This is a genomic window from Pseudomonadota bacterium (genome assembly GCA_039193195.1).
Classification (GTDB): Bacteria; Pseudomonadota; Gammaproteobacteria; order Steroidobacterales; family JBCBZW01; genus JBCBZW01.
The window spans coordinates 1-10,526 of the sequence record JBCCWS010000081.1 but is presented as its reverse complement, the minus strand read 5'-3'; the positions used below and the strand labels follow the sequence as shown (position 1 = coordinate 10,526).

Genomic DNA, 10,526 nt, shown 5'->3' with positions numbered 1-10,526 from the left:
GGCCGCTTGGTAGATAAGGTAACGCTCAGTCTGCGTAGGGGCAGCGTCAGCAAGCCGCGTCGCGCAGCCAATGGCATCGCCATTGGCAAGCGATGCAACGCCGCGATGGCGCCCATGCTACTCGCTGAGCGTCACCTTATTTACCAAGCGGCCCACTAGCCTCGAAGAACCACCACCTGCACGGCCTGCCCTTCGACCGGGGCACACTCCCTGGTGCCTGCACGCGCAGCTCAGCAGACACGCTGCCGCAGTCCTTGATTTCACCTGCCAGTTGCGCGGTGAGGGAGTCGTTCGTCACCTCATCCGAGGGCAGGTTGGAGCGCGCGCAGCGCATCGATACCGCGGCCTCGATTGGGTCGAGGCGGCTGGGGTGGACGACGCGAGTCACCATGGGCGGAATTCTCCTGGCATTGGGCCTAGCGTGGGGGTTCGTGCTCGACCACGTGCATGATCGCACTCACGACCACGTTCTCGGCAGCGCGTCGTTGACGAGCGTGGGATTTACCGTGCCCGACAAACATCGTATGGCCCTCCATGGTCGCCGAGGCGAACAGGGCGAGGCGGCGCACCGCGGCGGGCGAGAGATCCGGGCGCATCGCGGCGATGGACTCGCCAAGTACTTCGCGTTCCCAACGGTAGATCTCTTCCATGAAGCGCGCGGCGTCCTCATCGTGGTTAGCCATGGCCCAGAGTTCGGGGAAAAAGCCCGTGGTCTCGGGGGAGCCAAGATCCGAGAAGACGTAGCGTACGATCGCTTCCAGCTGTTCTCTCGGATCCGCCGGAACGCTCGACAAGACATCTTCGAAGGCGGACTCGTATTGGTGGCGCACGTGGGTTAGTAGGTCGCGCAGGAGATGCTGCTTGGTGGCGTAGTAGTAGGTGAGGTTGCCGACGGTGATGCCGCAACGGTCGGCAACGGCGCGCATGGTCAGCCCGTGATAGCCCTCCTCAATGAGCGTTGTCCTAGCTGCCTCGAGGATCTGCTGGAGGCGCTCCTCACCCTTGGCTGAAACGCCGGCCCCGGGGCGTGCGCCTCGCCGGTTCATGGGTGGCTCTTCGCGGTCCTGATCATGGACCCATGGTATCGAATGCACTGTCTCGATCAATCGCGAGTGTTGACAGGCACTTCGGTGACTGCCTATCTTTAGGACATCTGCACTAAAAATTCAGCGCGTGTCGCAGCCGCAAGTCGCTTCCGCGATCAGCGCTCCGCGTGCGTGGTGGGCGCCCTTGTGGGCGCGTCTGCTCGAGATCCCCGTCAACCTCAGGGAAGGACCGCCCCGATGGACTCGATGCCACGCTCGCCCCTGCCGATCACTCCACTCATCCCCCTCCTTGTCGCCGCCAGCGTGGGCGCGCCCGCCTGGGGGCAGCTGGAAGAAGTGCTGGTCACTGCGCAGAAGCGCGAGCAGAGTATCCAGGATGTGGGCATCGCCGTGTCCGCCTTGAGCGGTGATCAGATCCGCCAACTCGGTCTCGGCAACGCGCAGCAGATCACGGCACTCGCGCCCGGTGTGGGCACGGTGCAGCCGAACGGCGAGGCGAACTACGCCATCGCAATCCGCGGCGTGGCCAACAGCGACTTCACCACCAATGTGGAGAGCCCAGTTGCCATCTACCTCGATGAGGTGTACGTAAGCCAGATGTCCGGTGCCGGCTTCATGCTCTTCGATATGGAGCGGGTGGAGATTCTGCGCGGACCTCAGGGCACCTTGTTCGGCCGCAACGCGACGGGCGGTTTGGCCCATTTCATCACCGTCAAGCCGTCCTTGGATGCCTTCGACGGTTACGTGCAGGCCTCTGGCGGCTCCTTCGATCAGTTCAAGCTAGAGGGCGCCGTAGGCGGGCCTCTCAGTGAGAAGGTGGCGTTCCGCGCTTCCGCTGCGCTGCACTACAATGACGGCTACGTCGATAACCGATTCTTGGGCGAGACCCTCAACAATGCGAACGATGAGGCAGGGCGCTTTCAGCTATTGATCGCGCCAAGCGACACGGTGGAGGTGCTTCTCAACGTGCGCGGTGGCCAGCAAGACATACGCACGGGGTTCTTCGAGAACGTGACCTCGCTGGAGTTTGGCACGCTGACGCCCGGTGAGCCCAACCCGGTGTTGGACGGCTACTTCGACCCTGACCGCAACGATGATGTGTTCGCTGGTGACTACGACCGACCGGGCTTTAACGTCCTGGACACCTTTGGTGCCACGGCCACGATCACGATCGGACTCACCGATAGCATCGAGCTCACTTCCATCACCGACTACCAGACCGTCGAGCGGGACTATATCGAGGATTCCGATGCCTCACCGGTTCCCCTATTCAACTTCTTCCTAACTACGGATGCTGAGCAGTTCTCACAGGAACTTCGCCTAAGCGGCGGCGCGGAGCGCGTTCGTTGGACGGCGGGCGCCTACTATCTCGATCTAGACATCAACGACTCCAACGGCGCGGAGACCGAGCCCTTCATCGATCCGGTGAGTGATACGCCGGCCCTGTCGGGCCTCGATAACCCGTACACGACGACTACCGAGTCAATCTCTTTGTTCGCCCAGATGGAGTACGACCTAACGCCTTCGACCACTGCGATCGCGGGTGTACGCTGGGTACAGGACGACAAGGCTCACGACTACTCCATCAACGCTGTCGACTTCGTTCCTGGGACGGTGCAGCGGAACGGAAATCCGAACATCCTGGAGACCATCGGCACCTACGAGGGCGAGCGGGATGACAGTATCTGGGCAGCGCGTCTGGCGCTAGAAGCGCGGCCTGCTGACGGCGTATTGCTGTACGGCAGCTACAACCGCGGCGTGAAGGGCGGCGGCTTCAACTCGCCGATCTTCCCCGTGGCAACCTTCGATGACGCCACCTTCAGCTACGCACCGGAGGAACTGGATGCCTTCGAGCTCGGCTTCAAGGCCGACCTGCCCGGTGGGTTGGTGCGTGTGAATGGCGCGGCGTACTACTACAACTACGACAACTACCAGGCTTTCACGATCGTCGGCATCGACACGATCACGCAGAACGCCGACGCGCAGAGCCGCGGCTTCGAGCTGGAGTTGCAGTCGAACCCTGCTGAGGGCTTATCGTTCCTCGCCGGTATCGCCTACAACGATATCGAAGTAGACCTCGGCGCAGGCCTACCGCAGACCACGTCGGTGCAATCACCGGAGTGGAACTTCAATGCATTGGCTCGCTATGAGCGCCAAGTGTTTGCGAATGGTGGTTCCCTGGCGCTGCAGACGGACATGCAGTGGCGCAGTGAGCACTTCTTCGCCCTAACGGGCTTGGAGACGGTGACCGAGAACGGCTACGCGGTTTGGAACGCCGCCATGAGCTACACCTCGCCGGATGGGGCGTGGGTAGCGACTGCCTTCGTCGAGAATCTCACGGACGAGGAGTACCTGGTGCAGACCTTCGACCTGTCTGGGACGGACGTCTTCGGCCTTACAGAGCAGTACTACGGCCGGCCACGCTGGGTAGGTGTCCGCTTGGCCCGCTACTGGCGTTAGGAGACACGTCAGACCATCGTGGTAGCATCGAACCGTAGCGCGGGGCGGGCAGCTGTCGCCGTCGAGCTAACGAAATCGCAAGGAGTGAGTCACTGTGCCTAGAACCCTAGACCGGGTGATCAGATGGACGGCAGGCGCCGTTGTCGCGTTTGCGATGGCCTCCGTGGTGGGGGCCCAAGGGGTGTTTGAGAGTCCGACGGTAGCGGAGCTAGACGCGGCGGACTCCGCACACTGGATCTGGGTGAACGACATCGCTTTCTTCAACCTTGCGAGCGGGCGGGCTGTGTTGGCGGATGCGGACTCGGGGCGCGTCCTCGGCCACCTCAGCACCGGGGTCATGGCCGGCAAGCTGGAGATTCCGCGAGACTACTCGATGATCTACTCCATCGAGACCCACTACTCGCGCACCACGCGTGGCGAGCGAACGGACATTGTGGCGTACTACGATCCCTCCACGCTTTCGCCGGCCGGGGAAGTCGTGTTGCCCCCGAAGAGGCACAGCGGGCTCACTAGCCAGGGCTTCAGCGGCCTTACGGACGACGATCGATTCCTGCTGGTATACAACTTCACCCCAGCCCAGTCAGTCACGGTGGTGGATTTGGCTGGGCGCAAGGTGGTGAGCGAGATCCGCACGCCCGGCTGTTCGCTGGTATACCCGGTGAGCGGTCTGCGCTTTGGCATGCTGTGTGGCGACGGTCGAATGCTGGTGATCCGCCTCGACCAAGCGGGGCAAGAGGCAGACCGCGCGTTCAGCCCGAAGTTCTTTGATCCTGCCGTCGATCCGGTGACCGAGAAGGGCGTGCGCCACGGCGACACGTGGTCCTTCGCGTCCTTCCAAGGCATGCTGCACTCGCTGGATGTCAAGGAGGGATCCGGGTCCGCGCTGGAGCCCTGGTCGCTTGTAGGCGATGCTGAACGTGCGGCCAACTGGCGTCCCGGTGGGCATATCCATCTGGCCTACAGCGGTCCGCTCGACCGCCTCTACAGCGTGATGCATCAGGGAGGCGAGGACACGCACAAGCAGCACGGCGAGGAGATTTGGGTGTACGACCTCAGCCACCGCAGGCGCGTCGACACGATTCACCTCAAGCATCACGCCGGGTCGATCGCAGTGACCGGAGACGAGGACCCGCTGCTCATTGCGTTCATTCTTGAGGAATCGGATGTGCACGTGTACGACGCGCGTTCGGGCGCCTTTCAGCGCACGATATCGGGTCCGATAATGGCGACGCCCACGATGGTGCATACGCGGTGAATGAGGCTGTTTGGTCTATCGGGTCGGTCGCCGCAGACCCAGCGTTGCGGATGGCGATCGCCTGGGCGCTGGCCGGGGTCTTCGCGCTCGGTGTCGCCCACAAGCTGGGAGCCCCCAGCGCGTTCCTGCTTACCCTCAGGCAGTACCGGGTGCTGCCCGGGTGGGCTCAGCTGGCCGCGGCCACGCTGGTGATCTTCAGTGAGCTGGCGGTTACCGCGGGCTTGGTACTGCGCCCGTCAGCTGCCTATGTGGGGTGGGCGACGCTGGCCCTGCTAGGTTTGTACACAGTGGCAATCGCCTTCAACTTGGCACGAGGACGCCGCGATATCGACTGCGGCTGTTCGGGACCCGCCTTGCGCCAGACCCTGAGCGGTTCGCTGCTGTGGCGCAATGGCGTGCTGATGCTACTCGCGCTCTGCCTGACTGCGCCGCTCAGCGCATCGCGCTCGCTACACTGGCTCGATGCGGTTGCGGCGCTCGCCTTCGCGGGCGGTGTTCTGCTCGTCTACATCACTGCCAATCAGCTGATCGCTAATGAACGTCGCCTAACAGAGATGTTGGCTAGATGACCATCACCACCGCGCTTGTGGCCTCGAACCTACTCCTGTGGGTCTTGGTAGTGGCGCTCGGCCTCACGGTGTTGGCGCTCGCCCGGCAGATCGGCGTGCTCCACGAGCGCGTTGCACCGGCGGGGGCGTTGATGGTGACCGGTGGGCCGAAGGTGGGGGAGCAGCTCGAGCCGATGTTCCTCACGGACATTACCGGTAGGGAGGTGCGCTTGGCCGAAGCCTCGCCGAGTGGGCAGAGCACGCTGGTGCTATTCGTCTCGCCCACCTGTCCGGTGTGCAAGACCCTGCTGCCGGCGATCAAGTCCGCCGCCGCGGCAGAGCGCCAGTGGCTGGCGGTGGTGTTGGCCTCGGACGGAGAACTCGCGGAGCAGCAGCGTTATGTGGCAGCGGAGTCGCTGGAGCGTTTCCCCTACGTGCTCTCCACCGACCTTGGGATTCGGTTCCAGGTCGGCAAGCTGCCCTTCGTGGTGTTGATCGACGAGCAAGGCGTGCTGCGGGCCAAGGGGCTGATCAACTCCCGCGAACACCTGGAGAGCCTGTTCGAGGCTCAGGAGCGTGGGGTAGGCTCGATTCAAGAGTTTTTGGAGCGACGTACGCGCGGTGCCGCCTAGGCGGCGACAGGCCTACGCCAAGGAGTGATCGATGAAGTGGTTGGATAGGTTTTTCGAAGCACGCAGCCGTGGGCTTGCCCAACGTACTTCGCGGCGCAGCTTCCTGACTCGCGTGGGCACTGGCCTGGTTGGTGCTGCGGCTAGCGTGCCGTTGTTGCCCGTCGCTCGAGCCCAGGGTGCCGGCGGCGGGGAGAGCCGTCGCGCCGAGGCGCCGTGGGAACCGGACGCCACCAGCCCCCTCGGCGATCCCGCCAGCTGCGACTACTGGCGCCACTGTGCCATTGATGGCTTCGCCTGTAGCTGCTGCGGCGGCACCCAGACCCAGTGCCCGCCTGGCACGGAGTTGGCACCGCTTACTTGGTTGGGTACATGCAGCAACCCTGTCGATGGCAAGGACTACATCATCAGCTATAACGACTGTTGCGGTAAGACGAGCTGCGGTAGTTGCCCGTGCTATCGCAATGAAGGCGAGCGGCCGATGTACATGCCGCAGAAAAACAATGATACCAACTGGTGTCAAGGCGTCACTTCCAACGTCTATCACTGCACGATCGCCGCGGTCGTGGGCCATGCAACAGAGCTCGGCTGACCATCCCCTGCGTTGGGCGGCGCTTGCGGCATTGGTGGCGAGTGCGGCCTTCAGCACGCCCGCCGGCGCTGAGCACACGGCGCAGGCGAACTTTCTGCTCCACTGCGCCGGTTGCCATCGTATCGACGGCCGCGGCTTCGAGCCCGAGGTGCCGGATTTGACGCGGGAGCTCGCGGACATGCTTCGGGTGCCCGGAGGCCGTGAGTACCTGGTTCAGGTGCCAGGGGCGTCGCAGGCGCCCGTGTCTGACGCCGAGCTCACCGCGCTGATCAACCTGGTGGTGGAGCGCTTTGCACCACAGGCGGTGGCGCGCGGCGAGGCGGTGCTGACCCTCGAGGAGGTGGTACGCCATCGCGCACGTAAGCCCCTCGATATCTTCGCCGAGCGAGCGCGCTTGCTGGCCCTGATCGAGCAACTTGGGCAAGCGGACGCATTGACCTTGGAGCAAGAGGACACAGAATAGGGCGCTGGCCCTGATGAGGTGGCAGGCAAAGGAGGCCGCCAGTGTCTGACGTTGAGATCCGTCTGTTGGGACCCGGCGAAGGGCAGTTCTTGCAATCGGTGGCCGAGGATGTATTTGACGGCCCCCTGCGCCCGCCGCTTGCGGAGCAATTCCTGGCAGACCCCAGGCACCACCTAGCGGTGGCATTGCACGAGGGTGCGGTAGTGGGCTTTGCCTCGGCAGTGCACTACGTGCATCCCGATAAGGCACCAGAGCTATGGGTTAACGAGGTGGGTATTGCGCCGCCCATGCGGCGCAAGGGCATCGGGCGCGCCTTACTCGGTTGCCTGAGCGAACACGCCGTTCGGCTCGGCTGCCGTGAAGCATGGGTGCTAGCCGATCCGGACAACACCATCGCCTGCAGCTTCTACCAAGCGCTTGGGGGAGCCGCCTCGCCCGCGGTGATGTACAGCTTCCGTCTCTAAGACCAGGCCCCGGGTGAATGCGCGGTAAACTGCGTCCAGCGACGCCTAGACCACACGCTTGCGGGGAGCTTAGCGAGAATGCAGTCGGATCAAGCAGGAGAGATACGCGACGACTTAGTGAGCACGGCAGTGCAGGCGCTTTCCACCTTGGCGACCGTGGTCGTGTTCTCGGTCATCGCTTGGGTGCTGCGCAAGGCAGAAGGTGCCACCAGCGACGTCGCCATCCACATCAGCAACGGCTTCATGCTGCTCGCCCTAGCGCAGCTGGTCCTTCCATCATCGAGCGGTTTCTGGCTGCAGATGATCGCCGGACGCCGGGACTTTCCCGGCGCCACAGGCCTTACGATTGTGGTGGGGATGGCCTACGTAGCCCTGACCGTCGCCGGTGCGATGGCCATCTTTGAGGGCGTTAAGGCGTTCGGCGTATCTACCTAGTGTGCTGTCCCAGAAGTTCGTTGAAAAATACGCGGGTACTTTTCGCCCCTGAGTACGTTGCTCCTCCTCCCGTGGGGCCTGCCACGCTCGTCGTCGCGCCGCACCCAGGAACGAAGGCCCCGTGCTACTCGCTGAGCGTCACCTTGTTTACCAAGCGGCCTACTAGAAATTCGTAATCGGCAACCAGCTGATGATCTGTAGGCTGGCCGTTACCCGCGCGTACTCTTGGGCGTTGTAGCATGTCGTGCGCGGCAGGCGCCAGCCGATCTCTTGCTGCTCGATGCAGATGTTCGCAGGGATGTCCCTGTTGTCCGTATAGTGCAGGGATGAGCTAAGCACGGTCATAGGTGTGGCCGCTGTGCTGACTTGACCGGGGATGTAGCGGATTTTTTCGACCTCACGCTCCGCGGCCTCCATGATAGCGTCCGAGTCGGCGGTGATCGGGTTGCGCGTGTGGCGGACCAGGGTGGGGGCGCCGTCGCCGTCCACGTCGACATACAGGTTGAGCCGAAAGATGCCCTTATCGACGCAGGCCTCCTTGATGCCACCTGCGGTGCGACACACCTCGTTCGACAGTAGGTGTTCGTACCAGGTGGTCCCGTCGTCCACGATCTCCTGCGGGGCCACGTAGTCGATGCCGTACTTGTCTTCGAATAGACCGAGGTTGGGGTAGCTGCTCACCTTGCATCGGCGGCCGATGCAGCGGACCACGACACGAACGCTCATGACCACATCCACCGGCTTGCCGTCGATGCGGGCCGGGCGGAAACGCGCGCGTCGCAGGCCATGATAAGTGGCCGCGACGAGGCGATCGGCCTGGCCGTCTTCAAAGGGCTCGTAGAGGCCGCACTTCAGGCCGTCGGCGCGGCCGCGGCGGGAGACGAGCACCTGGCAGTTTACGGTGGCCGTGCCGTTGTCCCAATTGGCACCATCGGGTTTCTCGATCATCCTGCTGAGCTTCAGGCGCCCGCCCTCTGGGTCCGCTGGCTCGTACTCGGCGGCGTGTGCGGTCCCCACCGCACCGCCCCAACCCACGGCCAGGCCCAGCAGACCAGCGATGACACGTCGACGCGACGACGGGGATTGGGATCGGGCCATCTGGGATACTCCTCTCCAAGCAAATGGGCGTTGCACCACTGCAACACTGATCCAAAATGATCGCCAAGTCCCGAAGCGTACATCGTCAAGCTGTCGTTGGCTCGTTGTATTGCAGCAAATTGCGCCGATTGATGTGGCCAGGAGGGGCAGGCATCGCGCCAGCAGCTGTGGTGTCCCAGCAACAGCTGAAGGGAGGGCAGGGGCGAGAGGGAATGTGACGATCGGCTGTGCTAGCGTCAAAGCGACGTGAAGTGGACCTGGAGAGGCGAACGTGAGCCCCCAAGCTGCGGCCGGTTACTCCGGCACCCCTCTGTGGAAGAAGTTGGGCCTCAAGGCGGGTCATCGCGTACGTCCCCACCAGCCCCCTAGTGATTACGCGCGACTGCTTGCGCCCATCCCGGACGGGGTGGTGTTCTCGGCTCGATTGCGCCGCGATATCGATCTCTGGCACCTGTTTACGCGCCGACGCCGCGAGCTGGAGCGCCTGCTGCCGACGGCGATGGCACAGATCCGTCGCGATGGCATGATCTGGGTGTCCTGGCCCAAGCGCGTGTCGGGGGTGGACACGGACGTCACCGAGGACACGGTGCGTGAGGTGGCTCTACCTATTGGGCTTGTTGATGTGAAGGTCTGCGCGGTGGATGCGACCTGGTCAGGGCTAAAGCTCGTGATCCGCAAGGAGCTGCGCTGAGCGCATTGCCGCGAGCCGCATCGCCTACCGCTGATAACGCCGCCAGTGGGCCGGGTCGCCGTGCGTCCGCAGCTGCGGCCTGGGTATGATGCGCGCTGATTTACGCGCCCAGCGCCCTTCGCTTAAGCAGCAGGAGAAGCTCCTATGTCCGATCGCATCGTATTTCGTTCTGGTGAGGCCTTGGTGGCGGGCGGCCCGCCGTTCACGGCAGCCGAGCCTGAGGTAGTCATCGGTGAGTTGGACGGCCCGGTTGGCAACGCGCTGGCCACCTTGACAGGTGATCAGGCCATGGGTCACTCCAAGGTGTTTGCCATTCTCAACACCAACATCCAAGTACGTCCCGTGACCCTGTGTGTGAGCAAGGTGACCGTGAAGAACACACGTTACACGAACATTCTCATGGGCACGGTGCAGGGAGCAATCGCCAATGGCGTGTTGGACGCAGTGCGTGAGGGCTACATCCCCAAGGAGAAGGCTAACGACCTAGGCATCATCTGCAGCGTGTGGCTCAACCCCGGGGTGGCGACGGACGATAATCTCGATCATAAGGCTCTGTTCGAGATCCATCGCAAGGCGATGACTGAATCGATCCGTAAGGCGATGCAAAACGAGCCGTCTATCGACTGGCTGCTGGAGAACCAGGAGAGCATCACCCACAAGTACTACCAGATGGGGTTGGACGGCAAGATCTGATGGCGCGCGTCGGCCCCCCCCGCCCGCGCGGGGCCCACGCCGAGAGCTCCAATCCGTACTTCGCTAGCGCGCTTTAGATGGCCTTTACGATTCGCGTGTGGTATGGCTTTGTCCGCGGGGCGAACTCGGTGATAAGCTCAACGTCGCGACCG

Annotated in this window: 12 protein-coding genes; 10 read left to right on the top strand and 2 right to left on the bottom strand. The window is 63.2% G+C overall.

All coding sequences use genetic code 11. The features are described 5' to 3' along the window. Window positions 1–416: 416 nt before the first annotated feature. Window positions 417–1,046, bottom strand: coding sequence for a TetR/AcrR family transcriptional regulator (locus tag AAGA68_26780; protein MEM9388675.1), 630 nt, complete (start codon window positions 1,044–1,046; stop codon window positions 417–419). Between the two features lie 237 nt (window positions 1,047–1,283). Here AAGA68_26780 and AAGA68_26775 point away from each other — a divergent pair, with 237 nt between their 5' ends. The 8 genes from AAGA68_26775 (at window position 1,284) to AAGA68_26740 (ending at window position 7,892) form a co-directional block, all read left to right on the top strand. After that, window positions 1,284–3,506, top strand: coding sequence for a TonB-dependent receptor (locus tag AAGA68_26775; GenBank protein ID MEM9388674.1), 2,223 nt, complete (start codon window positions 1,284–1,286; stop codon window positions 3,504–3,506). 94 nt (window positions 3,507–3,600) lie between these two features. Beyond that, entirely contained in the window at window positions 3,601–4,761 is a 1,161-nt protein-coding gene (locus tag AAGA68_26770) for an amine dehydrogenase large subunit (GenBank protein MEM9388673.1), read from the top strand. Further along, on the top strand, window positions 4,758–5,330 hold the full coding sequence (locus AAGA68_26765; protein MEM9388672.1) for a MauE/DoxX family redox-associated membrane protein: 573 nt from the start codon (window positions 4,758–4,760) through the stop codon (window positions 5,328–5,330). The genes AAGA68_26770 and AAGA68_26765 overlap by 4 nt, the downstream gene beginning before the upstream one ends. Next, window positions 5,327–5,941, top strand: a complete 615-nt coding sequence (gene mauD, locus AAGA68_26760; protein MEM9388671.1) for a methylamine dehydrogenase accessory protein MauD — start codon at window positions 5,327–5,329, stop codon at window positions 5,939–5,941. Before AAGA68_26765 ends, mauD begins: the two co-directional genes overlap by 4 nt. 31 nt (window positions 5,942–5,972) lie before the next feature. Beyond that, entirely contained in the window at window positions 5,973–6,530 is a 558-nt protein-coding gene (locus AAGA68_26755; GenBank protein MEM9388670.1) for a methylamine dehydrogenase light chain, read from the top strand. Beyond that, window positions 6,511–6,993, top strand: a complete 483-nt coding sequence (locus AAGA68_26750; GenBank protein MEM9388669.1) for a hypothetical protein — start codon at window positions 6,511–6,513, stop codon at window positions 6,991–6,993. The genes AAGA68_26755 and AAGA68_26750 overlap by 20 nt, the downstream gene beginning before the upstream one ends. A gap of 41 nt (window positions 6,994–7,034) precedes the next feature. Beyond that, window positions 7,035–7,457, top strand: a complete 423-nt coding sequence (locus AAGA68_26745; protein MEM9388668.1) for a GNAT family N-acetyltransferase — start codon at window positions 7,035–7,037, stop codon at window positions 7,455–7,457. Between the two features lie 78 nt (window positions 7,458–7,535). Next, window positions 7,536–7,892 (top strand): hypothetical protein, encoded by a 357-nt coding sequence (locus AAGA68_26740; GenBank protein ID MEM9388667.1) that lies wholly within the window; start codon window positions 7,536–7,538, stop codon window positions 7,890–7,892. Window positions 7,893–8,054: 162 nt separating this feature from the next. On the opposite strand, the gene AAGA68_26735 is transcribed toward AAGA68_26740, so the two are convergent. Continuing rightward, window positions 8,055–8,990: a hypothetical protein gene (locus AAGA68_26735; protein ID MEM9388666.1), complete on the bottom strand. Its 936-nt coding sequence runs from the start codon at window positions 8,988–8,990 to the stop codon at window positions 8,055–8,057. A 271-nt stretch (window positions 8,991–9,261) separates the two neighbouring features. On the opposite strand from AAGA68_26735, the gene AAGA68_26730 reads away from it, so the two are divergent. Beyond that, entirely contained in the window at window positions 9,262–9,681 is a 420-nt protein-coding gene (locus tag AAGA68_26730) for a DUF3052 family protein (GenBank protein ID MEM9388665.1), read from the top strand. Window positions 9,682–9,825: 144 nt separating this feature from the next. After that, entirely contained in the window at window positions 9,826–10,374 is a 549-nt protein-coding gene (fae, locus tag AAGA68_26725) for a formaldehyde-activating enzyme (protein MEM9388664.1), read from the top strand. Window positions 10,375–10,526 lie beyond the last annotated feature (152 nt).

Excerpts from the sequence above, each read along its gene's own strand:
- AAGA68_26780 (MEM9388675.1), bottom strand. The coding sequence starts at position 1,046 with ATGAACCGGCGAGGCGCACGCCCCGGGGCCGGCGTTTCAGCCAAGGGT.
- AAGA68_26775 (MEM9388674.1), top strand. The coding sequence starts at position 1,284 with ATGGACTCGATGCCACGCTCGCCCCTGCCGATCACTCCACTCATCCCC.
- mauD (MEM9388671.1), top strand. The coding sequence starts at position 5,327 with ATGACCATCACCACCGCGCTTGTGGCCTCGAACCTACTCCTGTGGGTC.
- AAGA68_26755 (MEM9388670.1), top strand. The coding sequence starts at position 5,973 with ATGAAGTGGTTGGATAGGTTTTTCGAAGCACGCAGCCGTGGGCTTGCC.
- AAGA68_26750 (MEM9388669.1), top strand. The coding sequence starts at position 6,511 with ATGCAACAGAGCTCGGCTGACCATCCCCTGCGTTGGGCGGCGCTTGCG.
- AAGA68_26740 (MEM9388667.1), top strand. The coding sequence starts at position 7,536 with ATGCAGTCGGATCAAGCAGGAGAGATACGCGACGACTTAGTGAGCACG.
- AAGA68_26735 (MEM9388666.1), bottom strand. The coding sequence starts at position 8,990 with ATGGCCCGATCCCAATCCCCGTCGTCGCGTCGACGTGTCATCGCTGGT.
- fae (MEM9388664.1), top strand. The coding sequence starts at position 9,826 with ATGTCCGATCGCATCGTATTTCGTTCTGGTGAGGCCTTGGTGGCGGGC.